The 17,917-nt window shown below is 48.4% G+C and carries 16 protein-coding genes; 11 read left to right on the top strand and 5 right to left on the bottom strand.

All coding sequences use genetic code 11. The features are described from left to right. The first annotated feature begins 5 nt into the window (after nt 1-5). Complete coding sequence (tsf, locus tag EIH22_RS06865) at nt 6-857, top strand: translation elongation factor Ts (RefSeq protein WP_124055053.1); 852 nt, start codon at nt 6-8, stop codon at nt 855-857. A gap of 420 nt (nt 858-1,277) precedes the next feature. Here tsf and EIH22_RS06860 read toward each other — a convergent pair whose 3' ends face one another. The 5 genes from EIH22_RS06860 to EIH22_RS06840 form a co-directional block, all read right to left on the bottom strand. Next, nucleotides 1,278-2,903 (bottom strand): ABC transporter ATP-binding protein, encoded by a 1,626-nt coding sequence (locus EIH22_RS06860; protein WP_124055052.1) that lies wholly within the window; start codon nt 2,901-2,903, stop codon nt 1,278-1,280. Then, nucleotides 2,904-3,596: an energy-coupling factor transporter transmembrane component T gene (locus EIH22_RS06855; protein WP_160149042.1), complete on the bottom strand. Its 693-nt coding sequence runs from the start codon at nt 3,594-3,596 to the stop codon at nt 2,904-2,906. A gap of 70 nt (nt 3,597-3,666) precedes the next feature. After that, nucleotides 3,667-4,242, bottom strand: coding sequence for an MptD family putative ECF transporter S component (locus tag EIH22_RS06850; protein ID WP_160149041.1), 576 nt, complete (start codon nt 4,240-4,242; stop codon nt 3,667-3,669). A 153-nt stretch (nt 4,243-4,395) separates the two neighbouring features. Further along, a complete protein-coding gene (locus tag EIH22_RS06845) occupies nt 4,396-5,991 on the bottom strand; it encodes an MFS transporter (RefSeq protein ID WP_124055049.1) in 1,596 nt (531 codons plus the stop codon). Nucleotides 5,992-6,212: 221 nt separating this feature from the next. Next, the gene (locus EIH22_RS06840; RefSeq protein WP_160149040.1) at nt 6,213-7,007 is read right to left on the bottom strand and encodes a YwiC-like family protein; all 795 of its coding nucleotides are present in this window, start codon (nt 7,005-7,007) and stop codon (nt 6,213-6,215) included. A 103-nt stretch (nt 7,008-7,110) separates the two neighbouring features. On the opposite strand from EIH22_RS06840, the gene pyrH reads away from it, so the two are divergent. From pyrH to EIH22_RS06790, 10 genes are all read left to right on the top strand, one after another. Continuing rightward, entirely contained in the window at nt 7,111-7,875 is a 765-nt protein-coding gene (gene pyrH / locus EIH22_RS06835) for a UMP kinase (protein ID WP_235001806.1), read from the top strand. Nucleotides 7,876-7,884: 9 nt separating this feature from the next. Continuing rightward, nucleotides 7,885-8,442, top strand: a complete 558-nt coding sequence (gene frr, locus EIH22_RS06830; RefSeq protein WP_124055046.1) for a ribosome recycling factor — start codon at nt 7,885-7,887, stop codon at nt 8,440-8,442. 27 nt (nt 8,443-8,469) lie between these two features. Continuing rightward, nucleotides 8,470-9,372 carry a phosphatidate cytidylyltransferase gene (locus tag EIH22_RS06825; RefSeq protein ID WP_235001805.1) on the top strand — a complete coding sequence of 301 codons (903 nt, stop codon included), beginning with the start codon at nt 8,470-8,472 and terminating at the stop codon, nt 9,370-9,372. Between the two features lie 33 nt (nt 9,373-9,405). Next, entirely contained in the window at nt 9,406-10,683 is a 1,278-nt protein-coding gene (rlmN, locus tag EIH22_RS06820; RefSeq protein WP_124055045.1) for a 23S rRNA (adenine(2503)-C(2))-methyltransferase RlmN, read from the top strand. Next, entirely contained in the window at nt 10,680-11,246 is a 567-nt protein-coding gene (locus tag EIH22_RS06815; protein WP_124055044.1) for a DivIVA domain-containing protein, read from the top strand. The genes rlmN and EIH22_RS06815 overlap by 4 nt, the downstream gene beginning before the upstream one ends. A gap of 5 nt (nt 11,247-11,251) precedes the next feature. Continuing rightward, nucleotides 11,252-12,457 (top strand): 1-deoxy-D-xylulose-5-phosphate reductoisomerase, encoded by a 1,206-nt coding sequence (dxr, locus tag EIH22_RS06810; RefSeq protein ID WP_124055043.1) that lies wholly within the window; start codon nt 11,252-11,254, stop codon nt 12,455-12,457. An 8-nt stretch (nt 12,458-12,465) separates the two neighbouring features. After that, on the top strand, nt 12,466-13,734 hold the full coding sequence (locus tag EIH22_RS06805) for a M50 family metallopeptidase (RefSeq protein WP_124055042.1): 1,269 nt from the start codon (nt 12,466-12,468) through the stop codon (nt 13,732-13,734). 127 nt (nt 13,735-13,861) lie between these two features. Continuing rightward, on the top strand, nt 13,862-14,998 hold the full coding sequence (gene ispG / locus EIH22_RS06800) for a flavodoxin-dependent (E)-4-hydroxy-3-methylbut-2-enyl-diphosphate synthase (RefSeq protein WP_124055167.1): 1,137 nt from the start codon (nt 13,862-13,864) through the stop codon (nt 14,996-14,998). 8 nt (nt 14,999-15,006) lie between these two features. Further along, nucleotides 15,007-15,963 (top strand): GNAT family N-acetyltransferase, encoded by a 957-nt coding sequence (locus EIH22_RS06795; protein WP_235001804.1) that lies wholly within the window; start codon nt 15,007-15,009, stop codon nt 15,961-15,963. Between the two features lie 78 nt (nt 15,964-16,041). Further along, nucleotides 16,042-17,823, top strand: a complete 1,782-nt coding sequence (locus EIH22_RS06790) for a proline--tRNA ligase (protein WP_124055041.1) — start codon at nt 16,042-16,044, stop codon at nt 17,821-17,823. Nucleotides 17,824-17,917: the final 94 nt, after the last annotated feature.

The following is a 17,917-nucleotide window of genomic DNA, read 5'->3' as shown; positions in this document are numbered from 1 at the left end:
AAATAATGGCAAATTACACCGCCGCAGACATCAAGTCGCTTCGTGATAAGACCGGCGCAGGAATGCTTGACGTTAAAAACGCTCTTCAGGAAGCTGAAGGAGACGTTGCTAAGGCTGAAGAAATTCTTCGCCTGAAGGGTCTCAAGACTGCTGCTAAGCGTGAAGGTCGTACCGCTTCTGACGGACTTGTTCTTTCCAAGATCGTTGATGGCGAAGATGGACAGATCGGCTACATCGTCGAAGTTAACTCTGAAACCGACTTCGTTGCTAAGAACGAGAAGTTTATTGCTTTCGCAGAAGAAATTCTTGAAGCCGCAGTTTCGGTTGGCGCTACTTCAGTAGAAGAAGTACTCGCTGCACCACACGCAGACGGAACTATTGCAGACCGCGTTAACAACTTCATCGGTGTTATTGGCGAGAAGCTTGCTGTTGGCCGCGTTGAAGTTATCAAGGGTGCTCACCTTGAATCCTACATGCACCGCACCGCAACTGATCTTCCGCCGCAGGTTGCTGTTATTGTTGCAACCGATGACGCCGCAGCTCCAGTTGCACACGACGTCGCCGTTCACATTGCAGCTCTCAGCCCAGAGTACCTCACCAGCGAAGACGTTCCAGCAGAAGTTGTTGAGAACGAGCGTCGTATCGCAACCGAGCTTACTCTTGCCGAAGGAAAGCCAGAAAAGGCTGTTCCAATGATCGTTGAAGGTCGTCTCAAGGGCTTCTTCAAGCAGATCGTATTGGTTGAGCAGGCTTTCGCTCGCGATCCTAAGAAGACCGTTGGACAGGTTATCGCTGAAACTGGTGGAAACGTAACCGGTTTTGTACGCGTACGCGTTGGCGAGTCCGCCGCTGAGTGATTTAGCTAGAAAGATAGGCTTTCTAACTATTAGATGTGTGGGTGAGAAGCAGGAAACTGTTTCTCACCCACACACTTTTTCATCGGCAGAATAACACGTATCGTCTACATTACAGATCGAAGATTACAGAGTATTCTTTTAATCAAATTTACCCAATCGAAATTTTTAACTGAGAGGACACTAAATCATGTGCCAAAAAGTTACTTGTGCACAATGTGGAAAATCGACCTGGTCTGGATGCGGTCAACACATTGAAATTGCTCTGGCTGGAGTTCCTGAGTCGGAGCGTTGTAGTTGTAAGTAAACTAATACCTTCATTAATTAATCCTAGTAGCTACTGGACAACCAGTAGCTACTTTTGCCTTGATCCTACTCACTCCGATCTTTGTCCTATTCAAAAATAGAGTGGAATGATCAATCTTATACGAGTTCATAGATGATGTCCGCGCAAAGGTTTGTGAGTTCGTCGTCATGGGTGACTACAATGACGATTTTTCCATTGGATGCAAGTTCCGTCAGTGCATCAGCAACGGATTGTAAATGTTTTCCATCCAAGCCCGATGTTGGCTCATCGAAAATATAGATTTCACGTTCCAACACCATAGAAGCGGCAATGACGAGGCGTTGTTTCTGTCCACCTGACAGTGCGAGTGGGTGATGATTTCGAACCGCACTTAGGTTGAATCTATCAAGTGCGTATTCGGCTTTAGAATCAACACTTTGCGATTTATTAGAGCCAAGAATCAGTTCTGAGAAAACCGAGTTCGTGAACAGTTGACGATTAACGTCCTGCATAACTAAGTGCGTAGAGCGTAGGAGCTCACGGCGTGTAATATGCTGGGAATCGAGTAAGATCTCTCCACTGAATTTCTTACGAAGCCCACACATTGTTCGAATCAACGTGGTTTTTCCGATTCCGTTTCTGCCACGAATAACCGTGACTTTTCCACGATTAAACGCTAGCCTAGGTATTTTTACCCGAGACTTTTTCGTTGGAAGAAGGAAGCTAAAATCTTTGAGGATTAGACCTCCAGGTGCGCAATCTACCAGTAGGTTTGTGCTAGGTGCTCCTTCTAGAGAAGTTAGTACGTTTGCTTCGGCTGGCATATCTTTACCAGCGGATATTAGGCTCTCTTTCGACTGTATGTCTGTGCCCGAGGTGTCAGTAACCGCCAGTACGCCCACATCCGAGGAAGATAAGAAAGTCCCTGTGGAAGTCGAAATCTGAAATGTTGGAATTTTCCTTGAAACTGTTTGCTCACAGAGCTGACGCAGTCCGAAACCTAGGCGTGCGTCGTCGTCCATCGTGAAAAAATCGCGGCTGTCCATATCTGCCGCAATCGTCTGGTCTACGATCAATACTCGATCAACCAGGTCCTTTAAAAAATAGAAACGATGTTCGGCAATAACGATGGTCGCTCCTTGCGCTTTGATTTTCTCGAGGAGTTGGCGAAAAATCTCGATCGATTGAGAGTCAAGGTTGGATGTAGGTTCGTCGAACAGGTAAACAGTAGGATTTTGAATATAGGCACCGGTTGTTGCAACCGCTTGGCGCTCACCACCAGAGAGTTTGAATAATGAGCGACCTAGCAAAGATTGTACGCCAAGTTCGTGGGTGGCTCCTACGATGCGGTTACGAATTATGGCAGGTGGTTGCGCTTGATTCTCCAATGGAAAAGCCAGCTCAGAAGTTACGTTGGTAGTAAAGAACTGAGTATTCGGGTTTTGAAAGACGTTCGAAATATACTGTCCTGTTTCCCAAAGCGGTGCAGTTGTTGGTGAAAATGTTTTGTCAGATGCGTGAATGGAGATTTCACCTTCCACAATTCCCTCGTTGTAGTGGGGGATAAGTCCGTTGATGAGCCGCAAAAGAGTTGATTTTCCACCACCCGATGGACCTGTAACAAGGACGCATTCGCCACGCATGATCCTAGTAGAGAACTCGAGCGTATTAGGTTCTTTTCTCTCATCATCGAAACCATATCGAAAACGAATCCCTTGCATTTCGATGATTGAGCTTCGGATGCACTGTGTTTTTTCGTCCATTTATACCACCCCGAGTAGCGCTGCGATGAAGACGCCGATCAGTCCAACAATCGCGCCCACCACAACACCATCGCGCCAAGAGAATCCCAGTTTGACAACCGAGGTTGGCGTTAGTGGGGATCCGAGGCCACGGGTCATAGCGGAGACAGCGATATCATCGGCTATTTGAAGCGTTGATCCAAGGAGAGGAACGATCAGGTATTCCATTAATAAAATCGGATGTTTAACGGCAGTCCACCAAGTTGGAAACAGACCGCGAATTTGCATCGCGTCCCAGATAGCACGCGCCTCTACAATGACGGCTGGGAAAAATCGGAACATGACGGTGATTGGGATGATGAATGAAGACGGTAGATGTAGTCGTCTTAGTGCTGCAAAAAGGGCAGCTGGTTGGGTACTGAGAATTAACCAAGCGCTAACGGCAACGACGATGCTTAGCCTTGTTCCGTATTCTCCTAAGACCAACAAAAACCCTGAAAGAAGCGAATTTGTATGCGAGCCAATAAGGTAGGAACTTTGGAAACTTACAGCGAGCGTCGAAAAGGTCATAAGCAATTTCCATTGTTTGGAAGCCGTGATTAAAAATATTGCGAGCACCAAGCTAAATAGTGTGACGGGCGTCTTCACTACCGTAATAATGCAGAGGTTGATGGCGGTGACCCCAAGGATTTTCGTCCGCGGATCTAGGGGCATGGATTCCGAAAATGCAGGGTCTAGATGCGCGGAATTGTTAGGGTAAGGGACGATTGTAGAGGGGATACTGTTAGGCAATTCCGGCCTTTTCAAAATGCTTGACGAGTATCCGTTGCCCAACATAAGACCCAAAGATCGAAAGCAGGAAAATACCGAGGGCAATCATGGCAATGAATACCGGATTTAACGAAAGTTCGATGACTTGTTGGGCATATTGTGCCGACTTTTCACGAGAGTGAATTAGCATGGTGCGGTATTGCTCGGCACTCAACCAAATCGGCACAATTGGACCGAGTGCCCAGAGTTGAAATACTGGATATGCCCAGAAATTTGCTCGCTTTGATTTGTATTGACCAACGGCAATGATTCCTTCGGTGAAGAGCGCAAAGATAATGACCAATATGAGTGAAGGCCAGCCATGAATCATGGAAATGAAAATCCCGAAAAGGACACCGAAGGTAAGGATCATGCCCGCATGTTTTACGCGAGTAAGGAAAAGCTGGAAAACAATTCCACCAAACGGTGCAGAAATAACCAACGCAAGGTAAATCCAGACAGGACCCGCTGCTGCCAAGGCATTTAAGGACATCGAAAAGAAATATAGAACTAAGAAAATTCCGATGTTGATAAGGTCTTTGGGCGACATTCTAGATGGTTGGGTACTCATTTTTATCTAGGTTCTTTCCTAGGTGCTCCTTATAGGCTGATTGTGGGCTAATCAATGGGTGGGGATGTTTTCTAAGACGAAATTATAGGTGAAAGCAAAGATTAATGACGAGTTTTCCTCAAACCATTTGTTCTAATTCTTGCGGCGGCGAGTGCTCTTTCGGTCTTTCAGATAATTGACTCGTGCGGTGCGAGTATTTCGATGACGTGAATGATAACCATCGCGCCAGAAAACTAGGGCAACAATAAGTCCGATTACAAAGATAATAGCGATCACGGAATAGGCCGTTGCAATGCCTAGATACCAAGTTGCGTCAGTAGGTGTTCCTCGCGTTGCGAAGAAGACTGCGGTGACGAGTGCAGTTCCGATGGCGGTTGCCATACGCTGACCAGTTTGGATTACACCGCCGGCCGTACCACCATGTTCGGTTGGAACATCGAGCATTGCTTGAGTTTGGTTAGCAGACCCCATAGCACCTCCGCCGAAGCCTGAAAGGATGAGCGGAAGAGAAAAGAGCCAATAGGAGAAGCCTGCATGGACCGCGATAGAAACGATGATCATGCTCAGGGCTCCAAGGAGTGTGAGAGAGAGCGCGATTGCTTGGATTCCACGTCCGTGATCGTAAGCGCGCTTTCCAGCCCACATAGCAGCGTAGGCAGAGACGAGTGCGTTAGGAAGGGTAACTAAGCCAGATTCTAAGGCCGAGACGCCTAAACCTTCTTGAAGAAAGATAGCCAAGATTACGAACATCGATGGTCCGCCGAGGAATTGGAGAGACGCGATCCCCATTGAATATGAAAATGTTTTGATTTTGAAAAGGCTCAAATCGACCATAGGGAAGTGCCCGTGTTTTTGATAGGAATGCTCCCAGAGTATCCATAGGGCTAAGAGAATAAAGCCCGCGAGCATAATGAACCATTTCCAAGCAGTGACGTGGAGCATGAATGGCAGCATGATTGCGACGACGGCGGAGCCCAGTAGCAACATGCCAAATGGATCGAGGTCGATTTTTTCCGAGGATTCTTTCCTAACACGCGGTTCGACCATGCCTTCGATAGCTTTATTCTGGTTGGCGAAGTGACGACGTTCTTTTCCGAACGGGAGCCAAAAAATCGCAAGGAGCACTCCAATTAATCCAATTGGAGCATTAACTGCGAAGGCAAGACGCCATCCGAGGTTATCTCCAAGCACAGAAATGAAAAGCCCTGAAAGTACCGGACCAGCCGCTACCGACATTGATACAACCAAGCCAAAATACGCAAATGCCTTAGCACGAGCTCGACCGTTGAAATATTGCATAATGAGTCCCGTGATCTGTGGTGAGAAGACACCGGAACCGAATCCTTGAATGAGGCGTAGAACGTTGAGGGTAGTAGTAGAGTTAGCGAACCCTAGCGCGAAGGAGGAAAGCGTGAAGACGATTAGCCCGATTGTGAAAATCAAGGATCTTCCGAAAATGTCACCAAGTCTACCTGCAGGTACCAAGGTAATTCCGATGGCCAGGGTATAACCGGAAAGCACCCATTGAAGTGCGGTGTCTGAGGCGTGCAACGATGTTTGCATTACCGAAAGTGCAGTGTTAACTGACGATACCTGTAGTAGTGACATCATTAAAGTTACAAGCAAAACAACTAGGATTTTATTACGATCATAGACACGGTCAGTGCCGGGAATCCGGATCCTGCGTGGATCGCTGGTTGGTACAAAATCGTGGCTGTTTTTAATCATGTAGTGGTGTCTCATTTCTTCGGGTTTCGAGGCTTCGAATCTATCGAACGTGGTAAGAAAATATTGTGGAGGATCGGTCAAATACGTTTCCGATCCATAGAAAACTTAGGAAATAATTATCCCGGGCAAAGAAAAAACGCCGCGAACGGCGTTGTACTCACCAGTCTAATTGATCCGGTGATGAGTGTTAATACCAGAAAGTGTGAGCTTCGATTAGGAAGTTAAATTAGTGCCAGAGTCATCCATATTGATAAAAAGATTTCTGGAATTCCTATAGCTTTTGCGCTCATCCATCCATTTCGCGATCCATAGATTGGTACCGCGATAGATCGAACAGTTGCCACCAGCCATGCCAAAACCAGAGATAGAGAGGATAAACCAGCATAAAAGAGTGCAAAGGAAATGATTGTAAAAAGAATATGGAAGGTTGCCGAAGCAATTAACCAGGATCTTCGATTGCGCTCGCGAATGTTTGTTTTGACGTAAAAAACTGTTCCTAAGAAATAGGCAGTTAAGATTCCTGTTGCGATCCAAACGTGCTGCCACGAGGACGTTCCGTTGGGAACGACGTCGTAAGCTACGGCGAGCATAAGGGATGCGGCGATTACTGTGACGGCATTGTTGAGGAAGCTGCGGTCCCGTCGTCGCCACGAACACCAAAGGGTGGTTACTACCAGTGGTAAGAAGACTGGAAGCCATCGCAAGAGATGAGGGATAAAGATAAGCACTAATACGCCGAGTACGCCGGCACATGAGCCATAAACTAAGGTCGGAGTTTTATAGCGCTCATTAAACTTGGAGCGTAACCACAAACCTGTGGCAAAGAATGCGAAATAACCGACCCACCAAAATGCTAGGAGTATCAGGTGTTTCGAGCCGAATCCGGCTAGGTAAATTCCCAACAGAATTGGAAAAGTAACCATTGCCCAGGCTCCGTGGTAGTTAGGGACCCACCCCTTAGCTTGGCGCCGCGCTTTCTTACGTGGGCCAATTCTCGATTCGCAGATCTTCTTCATTCCTCGAGTATATGTGATGGAATTCTTGTTAATTCTTGCCGTAAGTCTCATCGATAGCACTGATGCTAGGGTAGACTTTTGACGAGTCATTTTGCTGAAAGGAATGCGAATGCAGTCGGAGCATTTTGCTGGTGATTGGAACAAAGATAACCAGCGTCGAGTTTTATTGAAACTTTCTGGAGAGCTATTTGGCGGTGGTGCAGTTGGACTCGATACCGATGTACTCACCCGAATCAGCCAAGAAATCGCAGCTGCTGTGAATGATGGCGTTCAAGTTGGAGTAGTTGTGGGAGGCGGAAACTTTTTCCGTGGAGTAGAGCTTCAAGAAAACGGTATGGATCGTGCTCGCGCGGACTATATGGGAATGCTCGGAACCGTGATCAACGCTGTTGCCCTTCAAGATTTCCTTGAGAAAGCTGGCGTTCCAACTCGCGTTCAAACTGCAATTACCATGGCGCAAGTTGCGGAAGCCTACATTCCACTGCGTGCAATTCGCCACCTCGAAAAGGGGCGAGTAGTGATCTTCGGCGCCGGTGCGGGTATGCCATTCTTCTCTACAGACACTGTTTCGGCGCAGCGCGCACTTGAGTTGCGCTGTGATGAACTTCTAGTGGGAAAGAACGGGGTGGACGGGGTCTACACCGCAGATCCACGTACGAATCCTGACGCTGTTAAACTTGATACAGTTACCTACGATGAAGCGCTGCGCGAAGGACTGCGAGTAGTTGACGCAGCAGCATTCTCGCTCTGCCAAGATAACGGATTAACAATGAGGGTATTCGGCATGGGAACCGCTGGCAACGTTACGCGTGCGCTTCGTGGTGAAAAAATCGGTACTCTTGTAACTAACCAGGACCTTCAGAATTAAGGAATTTTCATGATTGATGACGCAATGCTTGAAGCAGAAGAGAAAATGGAAAAGGTAGTCGAAGTCGCTCAAAACGATTTTTCGAAGATCCGTTCCGGCCGTGCAAACCCAGAGCTTTTTACGTCTCTCATGGTTGATTACTATGGAGCTCCAACGCCGCTACAGCAACTTGCAACCGTTTCTATTCCAGAGGCACGTACCGTAATTATTTCCCCTTATGACCGTTCTTCGATGCGCGATATTGAGCGTGCTATTAACGAGTCAGATCTAGGTTTAAACCCAACTGATGACGGTCAGGTCCTTCGTATCAACATGCCGGTTCTTACCGAAGAACGTCGCCGTGACTATGTGAAGCTCGCTAAAACCAAGGCTGAAGAAGCTCGAGTTTCCGCTCGTGCGGTTCGTCGCAAGGCAAAGGATGCTCTAGACCGCATCAAGAAAGACGGCGAAGCCGGAGAAGACGAAGTTGAGCGGGCAGAAAAAGAGCTCGAGGTTTTGACCAAGAAATACGTCGATCGTATCGACTCAATGCTTGAAGGAAAAGAAAAAGAACTCATGGAGATGTGAGTCTTTTTCGAGTATTAAGGTATTGAGATGAGTAGTTTTCAGGATGCGGGGCAAGCTTCGACTATGTGGTCGAAGCTTGCCCCGCATCCTCCAAAACCACCAATTGAATCTAAGTCGCGTGCTGGTCGGAACTTGCCAGCAGCGGTAGCTACAGCCGTAGTGCTGTTGAGTTTGGTGGCTTTTTCCCTAGTGTTCCGCCTTGAGTTCTTCCTAGTACTCGTGATTGTGTTCTTAACGATAGGGATGTGGGAAATTACCGGAGCTTTTCTTGCGAGAAACATCAGGATTCCGCTGATTGCACTTTCAATTGGGCAGTTAGCAACTCTGCTCACCACGTGGTTCTTTGGAATCGAGATCGGTCTATTAGTTTTTTTGTTCGCTACTTCAATTGCAATGCTTTGGGGTTTGGGGCAAAGTACCGGTGAAGAAAACCACCTTAAAGATGCAATCGTAGGAAGCTTCGCTTTGGCATGGATCGGTCTGTCGGGTAGTTTCGCGATTGCACTAGCTGATTTTCCGTATGCCCAAGCAACGATAGTTTCGCTTATTTTGCTTCCAGTGGCAAATGACACAGGTGGCTGGCTAGCAGGTATTTTGCTAGGAAAACACCCAATCGCACCCAAGATCTCCCCAAAGAAATCTTGGGAGGGATTCGGTGGCTCTTTGGCTCTTGCCATGGTGATCTCTTGGTTGACCGTAGGCCTTGCGGTTGGCTTATCGTGGGGATGGGTTATCGCTTTCGGATGTCTAACTCCGGTTATCGCCACTGCAGGTGATTTTGCAGAATCAATGCTTAAGCGTGACTTAGGAATCAAAGACATGGGCTCGATTTTCCCAGGTCACGGTGGCATGCTTGACCGCCTAGACTCATTGTTGTTCTGCGCACCAACATTTTACTTTCTTTTTGCGGTTGGACTCGGAGTCCTGTAGCTTTCATGAATCGTCTAAATTTAGTGGTGTAGTGTGAAAAAACAAGTTCTTCCCAAGGTTGAAAAAGGTCCGCGTCCGTCTCTTAGTTTTTCTGAAAAACGCTTCGGTAAAGCTCCTCAGCATCTTGCCGATTTAGATCGTGAATCGCGTCGAGCGGTAGTCGAAGATTTTGGATTCCCAGCTTTCCGTGCGGATCAACTTTCGAAGCATTACTTTGAAAGGCGCACCGTTGAGCCAGATGATATGACTGATCTTCCTGCTCAACAGCGAGTTGAACTCTGTGAGAAGATGTTTCCACCGCTGATCACCAAGGTTCAGGATCAAATTGCGGACCGTGGCCGTACGATTAAATCCCTGTGGAAACTATTTGACGGCGCGGTGGTGGAGTCGGTGCTCATGAAGTACCCCGATCGTGCTACACTGTGCATATCTTCCCAAGCGGGATGCGGAATGGCGTGTCCGTTTTGTGCTACGGGACAGGCCGGTTTACAAAGAAATCTCTCTACCGCAGAAATTATTGAGCAGCTTAGAATGAATATCGTGGCTGCGGAGTCGGGTGCACTCGGTGAGCCTGTACGCATCTCGAACGTTGTATTTATGGGTATGGGCGAACCATTAGCAAATTACAAGGCAGTTGTTGGCGCCTTGCATAGAATGATTGAACCTACGCCACGTGGATTCGGAATGTCTGCGCGAAATATTACAGTGTCAACGGTGGGAATGGTTCCGGCTATTGATCGACTTGCCAGCGAAGGATTCCCAGTTACGCTTGCTGTTTCGCTCCACGCTCCCGATGATTCTTTGCGCGATGACCTTATCCCGATCAACTCACGATTTAAAGTTAAAGAGCTACTCGATTCTGCTCGTAGGTACTTCGTCAAAACGGGCAGGCGAGTGTCGATTGAGTACGCCTTGATCAAAGATATGAACGATCACCAGTGGCGTGCGGAATTACTTGCACACGAGTTGAATTCGCGCGGAAAAGGATGGGTTCATGTCAATCCAATTCCACTCAACCCGACTCCAGGAAGTATCTGGACTGCGGCAACGAAGTCCGCGGAAAAAGCTTTCGTTGATACACTTTTAGAAGCAGGAATTGTGACGACGGTTCGAGACACTCGTGGTTCAGATATCGACGGCGCATGCGGTCAGCTTGCAGCTGAAGTGGTGGACCGTGAGCATGTAGCTAAGCGCGCTGCGAAAGCTCAGGAGGCGGTCGAAGCGAGGATCGCAGAGCACCGCAAAGCGCCGAAAAACTTACAAGAAATTCTTAATGAGCAAACGTTGAGCGATGAAGGAGACGAGTCATGAGCAATACTTTTGAGCGAGTTGGACGCCTGCACTCAGGTTACGACTGTAAGCAAGTTGACGATTTTCTTCGAGCTGCAAAAGAGGCCTACGCAAATTTCTCGGCTCAAACTCAGATTAAAGATAACGAAGTAATCGACGAATCAACTGTAAGAGGAGTCTCTTTCGCATGGAATCGGAACGGATATAAGCCTTTCCAAGTTGATGCTGCACTTGACCGTCTCGAAGCTGCTTTCATTCAAAGGCGCCGAGCTAGTGTGATGTATTCCAAAGGTGAGCAAGCCTGGCTAGAACAGACGTATACTGCGGCAACCAGCCTTTATCCCCGTATGCAGCGTCGAGCTGGGCAACGGTTTGCAGATGCAGAAAAGCGTGGCTATTTGAAAGAAGACGTCGATGCATTCCTTGAGCAAGTAGCACGGTATTTTGACGGACAAGCAAATCTCAGTTCGAAAGAAGTGCGTCGGCAATACTTTAGGTCGGCTCGAGGCGAAAAAGCTTACGATGAATCTGTAGTGGATGTATATCTTGACCGCGTGGTCTCAGTTTTGATGGCAGTTGAATAATCACGATGAAGAACGTTATTATTTTGGGGTCAACAGGTTCTATTGGCACCCAAGCCCTAGAAGTCATTAGAGAGCATCCTGGCTCTTACCGAGTAACTGGTCTTGGTGCCGGTGGTCGGCAACTAGAACTGTTGGCGCAGCAAGCTTACGAATTTGATGTTCCTACCGTTGCACTCGCAAAATCTGGTATTAAACAGGCATTTCTTACTGCTTTTGAATCCTTGACACCTCGTAAAAGTCCACCGGAAGTTGTCGAGGGGACGGAGGCGATGGCTGAGCTATCTTCGCGTGGCGAACGCGGCGGCGTCGTCCTTAACGGAATTACGGGATCAGTTGGACTCAAACCTACGCTCGCTGCCCTGAGAACTGGTGCAACACTTGCATTGGCAAATAAAGAATCTTTGGTTGCTGGTGGTGGGCTGATTTCCCAAGCGATGCAGCGTCCGGGGCAGATTGTTCCAGTTGACTCTGAGCATTCAGCACTAGCTCAGGCTCTGCGATCGGGTGTGCACAATAAGGGGCTGACCTCTGAGAATATCGATGGAACGTCTAACGTTCACCGATTGATTCTTACTGCGTCAGGTGGTCCATTTCGCGGAAAGAATCGCTCTGACCTTGGAAATGTGACTCCTGAACAAGCGTTAAACCACCCCACGTGGTCGATGGGTCCTGTGGTCACAGTTAACTCATCTACCTTGATGAATAAGGCTTTGGAACTGATTGAGGCGGCTTATCTATTTGACGTTGACCCGCACGATATTATTCCCGTGGTTCATCCTCAGTCGATCGTTCACTCTATGGTGGAATTCCATGATGGATCAACAATTGCGCAGGCATCACCGCCAGATATGAAGCTTCCGATAGCGTTGGGTTTGTCTTGGCCCGAGCGTCTACCGGTAGTTTCAACTCCATGTTCATGGGATCAACCAACTGCATGGACCTTTGAGCCGCTTGATCATGAAACCTTCCCAGCAATTGGTCTTGCCCGCAATGCGGTGGCTCAGTCCGCTCTACACCCAGCTGTGTTGAACGCTGCGAATGAAGAATGCGTAGCTGCTTTTCTTGATGGCAGGTTACCGTACCTAGGCATTATCGACGTCGTAGCAAACGTTCTCGATCAGTGTGTGTCACGCGAAGACATCGATCTTAGCGTAGTGGAAGCAACTGAACTGTGGGCTCGCGAAAAAGCCCGCGAAATTATTAATCGCTGAGGTAATACGTGCTTTTAGGTATTTTAATTTTTATCTTTGGACTGCTGGTAACTGTTGGCTTGCACGAGCTTGGTCACCTTATTCCCGCTAAGAAATTCGGGGTCAAAGTTCCGCAGTACTTCATCGGTTTCGGACCAACGCTATGGTCACGCACCGTGAACGGCACCGAGTACGGCATCAAAGCAATTCTTTTGGGTGGCTACGTTGCTTTAGCTGGGATGCTCGCACCCGCAAAGCCTGGTACGAAGACGACGAAAAAAGACGGTTCGTTGACAAGCGCCGAAGAAGCAAGGCAACAGTCCGCTTTAGAGCTTGAACTTGGGGAAGAGGATCACGCATTTTGGAAGCTTCCAGCTCGAAAAAAGTTGGTGGTGATGTTCGGTGGACCGTTTGTTAACTTTGTTCTGTCCATGATCTGTTTAACGATTGTGTTTGTTGGAATTGGTACGCCAGTTTCGAGTAATACCCTCGCACATGTGGCTACCTGCATTGACGGAAGTTCAAGTTGCCCTGAATCTCAACAAAGTCCAGCGTTGCGAGCTGGTTTAAAGTCCGGAGATCGGGTGATGAAATGGAATAACAAACCAATCGAAAATTGGGATGAACTCTATAAAGTTATCGGCACCAGCGGCACCAAATCCTACCCGGTAGTGGTAGACCGCGACGGTCAAATGCTTACACTTTCAATTAAGCCAATCTTCAAATCAGCTACACATGCTCAGGCGGATAAAACAGATTCTGTCAAGACGGAGCGGCCTTTCGTTGGTATATCTCCAACAATGGTTAAAGAACGACGTTCAATTACCGAAGTCCCGTCGCAAACTCTGAACCTTGCTTGGCAGACCACAAAGATCATTGTTGCTTTACCGGTACATCTTTGGAACACTCTCCAAGGTTTATTTAATGGTGCGGAAAGAAACCCAAACGGCGTCGTCGGAATTGTAGGAATTGCTGATATTGCCGGTTCGATCACTTCGACTGAATCTTCTAACTACAGTTTCATTGACCGGGCCGGGGATATGCTATTGCTGATGGGCTCGCTGAATATGTCGCTCTTCATCTTTAACCTCATCCCACTGCTTCCACTTGATGGCGGTCATATTCTGGGTGCATTGATTGAGGGGATTCGCCGCAGTCGGGCACGACGAACTGGCAAACCTGACCCGGGTGCATTTGATACTGCTCGGCTTTTACCTTTGAGCAATGCCGTAATCGTGTTTTTTATCGGTATGACCTTGTTACTAGTCGTTGCCGATATTGTTAACCCGATTTTGTGATCGCAAAATTTTATAAACGATGATTGAAACTTCAAACCAGATGATCGACACGGCAGATCGCATTGGGCTGAGGAATATCTAAAGAGGTGGAATAATAGTGTCTGTGAATAATCCGATTTCTTTGGGGATGCCCTCTGTGGCGGAAGAACCCATGCTCATTGCTCCGCGCAAACAGACTCGCCAAATTAAAGTGGGAGATGTCTTAGTTGGTGGGGGAGCACCTGTGAGCGTCCAATCTATGACGACGACGAAGACGCACGATATCGGGGCTACATTGCAGCAGATCGCGGAGCTGACAGCAGCAGGCTGCGATATCGTTCGCGTTGCTTGCCCGACTGATAAAGATGCAGACGCGCTTCCAATCATTACCCAGCAGTCTAATATTCCTGTAATAGCCGATATTCACTTCCAGCCACGCTACGTTTTTGCAGCGATTGATGCAGGTTGTGGTGTTCGAGTCAATCCCGGAAATATCAAGAAGTTCGACGACAAGATTCCAGAGATCGCAGCTGCCGCCCGCGCAAATGGCACCGCGATGCGAATTGGTATCAATGCTGGATCACTCGATCCGCGACTCTTGAAAAAGTATGGGAAAGCTACGCCGGAAGCTCTAGTTGAATCAGCAATTTCGGAAGCTCGGCTTTTCGAAGACGCAGGTTTTTATGACTTTGCCATCTCGGTGAAGCATCACGATCCTGTTGTGATGGTCCGTGCTTACCAACTTCTTTCCGAAGCTGGAGATTGGCCACTTCACCTTGGCGTTACCGAGGCTGGACCAGAATTCCAAGGAACGATTAAGTCCTCGGTAGCATTTGGTGCGCTCTTGGCACAGGGAATCGGCGATACTATCCGAGTTTCGCTTTCTGCACCTCCTGTTGAGGAAGTAAAGGTTGGTGAACAGATTTTACGTTCGCTTAACCTTCGCCCCAAGCAACTTGAAATCGTGTCATGCCCGTCGTGTGGCCGTGCCCAAGTCAACGTTTACGAGCTGGCAAACAAGGTGACTGAAGGTCTGAAGGATGTTAAATTCCCTCTGCGTGTAGCCGTGATGGGATGCGTTGTGAATGGTCCGGGCGAAGCTCGCGAGGCAGACCTAGGCGTAGCATCCGGTAACGGTAAGGGACAGATTTTCGTTCGAGGTAAAGTTGTTGACACCGTCGCTGAAGAAGATATTGTGCCCACGCTTATTGCCCGTGCGCGTGCGGTTGCCGAAGAACTTGGGTTGGAATCCGATGCCGATTCGCACCCGGAAGTGATTGTTTAGCAGAGCTGATGCGATTTATTCGCGGTTCGAAACAAGCTCGGATTGGCCGCCTGCCGCGACACCTTGTCAGGCCGGCGGCTTATCTGCTTGAGCGTGACGTCGTCGGATCAGTTTTTCTTCGTGCGGCACTGGTAGATAAACAATCATTTCGTGGCTCACACTTCCTCGCATTGTTTGACGACGACGGTGAGATCCGTGCGCTATGTTTCCACGGGGCAAACCTAGCGCCTTGGGGTTTCGACGACGACGGGCTTGAGTTGCTCGGAGATTATCTAGGGCATGAAACTATATTTGCAAGCTCTTTGGTTGGTCCAGCAGACCAGGTGATGGGTTTGTGGAGTCGTATTAACTGGCGTTTTCCTCACCCTCGCGATATTCGCCCGCATCAGTTGTCGATGGTTTTTGAACCATATAGGAATTCTCGGTTTGCGGCGGATATTAAGCCGGGTAGATCAACACTAGTTGGCGCGCCGCACAAAACTGAGATGAACTTGCATGGTGATGGTGAAGAAAGACTAGGAGCCGTCGTCGGCGTTAGACGAGGGACCCTCAACGATTTTGATATTGTGTTTCCTGCTTCTGTGGCGATGTTTGTCGAGGAAGTAGGGTATGACCCAACAATTTACGGTGATGGCTATGCCAAACGTGTTCGACAGCTCCTTGCCGAGGGGCGAACGTTCATCCAAACGGGGAAAGACCCATACGGCGTTGAGCGCGTTGAGTTCAAAGCGGATATCGGAGTGCTGGTTAATGGGCATGCTCAAATCCAAGGGGTGTGGACGGCTCCAGATCTTCGTGGACAAGGAATTGCATCTGGTTTAATCTACGACGTTTCAAAATTCATCGTAAAAAATATTGCTCCTACAGTGTCGCTTTATGTTAATGATTTCAACCATGCTGCGGTTCGTGTCTATGACAAAGCTGGTTTTGTTCAAGTAGGAGAGTTTGCAACCGTTTTGCTTTAAACACGGTACCGAGGTGCCGGTTTGACCGTGAACTTCACTTGTTTAGGTCAAGGACTGTAAACTGTTACTGTGTTAAAAATGTCTGAACTCTTTGTCCGCACCCTGCGTGAAGATCCTGCAGATGCGGAAGTTGATTCCCATAAGTTATTAGTTCGCGCCGGCTATGTCCGCCGTGTTTCTCCAGGTATTTACACGTGGCTCCCCCTTGGGTTGAAGGTTCTTCGTAAAGTCGAAGAAGTAGTTCGTCAAGAAATGGACGCTGCTGGTGCACAAGAGGTGCTTCTACCTGCGTTGTTGCCACGTGAACCATACGAAGCAACCAATCGATGGGAAGAGTACGGACCAAACTTATTCCGTTTGCGCGACCGTCGCGACAACGACTATCTCCTTGCTCCAACCCATGAAGAGATGTTTACGCTTACGGTCAAAGACATGTACTCGTCATATAAAGACCTGCCGGTAACTCTTTACCAGATTCAAACCAAGTACCGTGATGAAGCGCGACCACGTGCGGGAATTATTCGTACGCGCGAATTTTTGATGAAGGATGCTTACTCCTTTGACCTCAATGATGAAGGTTTGAACCGTTCATATGAGTCGATGCGTGTTGCTTATCAAAAGGTTTTTAACCGACTTGGTCTTCCCTTCGTGATCTGTTCGGCGACTTCCGGTGCCATGGGTGGTTCACGTTCTGAAGAATTCCTTTTCCCATGTGGTATCGGTGAAGATACCTTCGTCTCGTCGCCGGGTGGCTACGCAGCCAACACCGAAGCGGTCACCACGCCACCACTTGAAGATGTTGACTTCTCTGCTACGCCAGAACAGGTATTGCACCCGACTCCAGTTGCGACGACGATCGAGGCACTCGTTGACGTAGCCAATAGCCTCGTTCCACGTACGGATCGTTCTTGGGATGCGTCCGATACGCTGAAGAACGTTGTCTTGGTTGCAACTCATCCAGACGGAACTCGCGAAGTTTTCGTCGTTGGTGTTCCTGGAGATCGCGAAGTTGACCTCAAACGCGTCGAAGCAAATATGGCACCGGCTGAAATTGAGATCGCTACTCCGGAGGATCTGAAGAAGCATCCTGAACTCGTTCCAGGTTATATTGGACCAGCCGTCATGGGCCCAAATTCGACTGAACGTGTTGTGCTCGACGACGGTACGCTTAGCGGTTCAGTGCGCTACCTGCTCGATCCTCACGTCGCACGTGGCTCAGCTTGGATTACAGGTGGAAACGAAGTAGAGAAGCACGTTTTCTATTCGGTCTATGGGCGCGATTTCGAAGCTGATGGATTTATTGAAGCAGTTGAAGTACGCACAGGTGACTTGGCTCCAGATGGTTCGGGTGAACTGTCGATCGAGCGTGGCATCGAAATTGGTCATATTTTCCAACTGGGACGCAAGTACGCACAAGCACTTGATCTCAAGGTGCTGGACCAAAACGGAAAGACGGAAGTAGTGACCATGGGATCCTACGGAATTGGAGTTTCACGTGTGTTAGCTTCCCTAGTAGAAATCAACCACGATGAACGCGGTATGATGTGGCCAGCAAACTTGGCTCCTGCGCAGGTGCAGGTCATCGCGACAGGTAAAGGTGATGACCTTTTTAACGCAGCGCAGACGATTGCACAAACTTTGAGTGATGACGGTCTAGAAGTTATCTACGACGATCGCCCGAAGGTGTCCGCTGGCGTCAAATTCGCTGATTATGAGCTAATCGGTATTCCTTATGCCGTTGTCATTGGGCGTGGATTCAAAGACGGACGAGTCGAAATCCGTGATCGCCGTAGTGGTGAATCAAAGGAAGTTGAATTGGCAGAGGTGTATTCCGAGCTCAAGAATGTTATGGCTAGCTAAGAATTTAGCGAATCACACGTAAAGTGTGCGGTCTTAGCCTTGTAAAACTGATCTGTGGGGATGGTTGAAAAACTCAGCCATCCCCACAGGCATA

Source organism: Arcanobacterium ihumii, assembly GCF_900604515.1.
Taxonomy (GTDB): domain Bacteria; phylum Actinomycetota; class Actinomycetes; order Actinomycetales; family Actinomycetaceae; genus Arcanobacterium_A; species Arcanobacterium_A ihumii.
This window is presented reverse-complemented; position numbering and strand designations above follow the sequence as displayed.

Coding starts and splice junctions, on each gene's coding strand:
- frr (WP_124055046.1), top strand. CDS start 7,885: ATGATTGATGACGCAATGCTTGAAGCAGAAGAGAAAATGGAAAAGGTA.
- tsf (WP_124055053.1), top strand. CDS start 6: ATGGCAAATTACACCGCCGCAGACATCAAGTCGCTTCGTGATAAGACC.
- EIH22_RS06860 (WP_124055052.1), bottom strand. CDS start 2,903: ATGGACGAAAAAACACAGTGCATCCGAAGCTCAATCATCGAAATGCAA.
- ispG (WP_124055167.1), top strand. CDS start 13,862: ATGCCCTCTGTGGCGGAAGAACCCATGCTCATTGCTCCGCGCAAACAG.
- EIH22_RS06845 (WP_124055049.1), bottom strand. CDS start 5,991: ATGATTAAAAACAGCCACGATTTTGTACCAACCAGCGATCCACGCAGG.
- EIH22_RS06850 (WP_160149041.1), bottom strand. CDS start 4,242: ATGTCGCCCAAAGACCTTATCAACATCGGAATTTTCTTAGTTCTATAT.
- EIH22_RS06795 (WP_235001804.1), top strand. CDS start 15,007: ATGCGATTTATTCGCGGTTCGAAACAAGCTCGGATTGGCCGCCTGCCG.
- EIH22_RS06815 (WP_124055044.1), top strand. CDS start 10,680: ATGAGCAATACTTTTGAGCGAGTTGGACGCCTGCACTCAGGTTACGAC.
- EIH22_RS06855 (WP_160149042.1), bottom strand. CDS start 3,596: ATGCCCCTAGATCCGCGGACGAAAATCCTTGGGGTCACCGCCATCAAC.
- EIH22_RS06790 (WP_124055041.1), top strand. CDS start 16,042: ATGTCTGAACTCTTTGTCCGCACCCTGCGTGAAGATCCTGCAGATGCG.
- pyrH (WP_235001806.1), top strand. CDS start 7,111: ATGCGAATGCAGTCGGAGCATTTTGCTGGTGATTGGAACAAAGATAAC.
- EIH22_RS06825 (WP_235001805.1), top strand. CDS start 8,470: ATGAGTAGTTTTCAGGATGCGGGGCAAGCTTCGACTATGTGGTCGAAG.
- EIH22_RS06840 (WP_160149040.1), bottom strand. CDS start 7,007: ATGAAGAAGATCTGCGAATCGAGAATTGGCCCACGTAAGAAAGCGCGG.
- dxr (WP_124055043.1), top strand. CDS start 11,252: ATGAAGAACGTTATTATTTTGGGGTCAACAGGTTCTATTGGCACCCAA.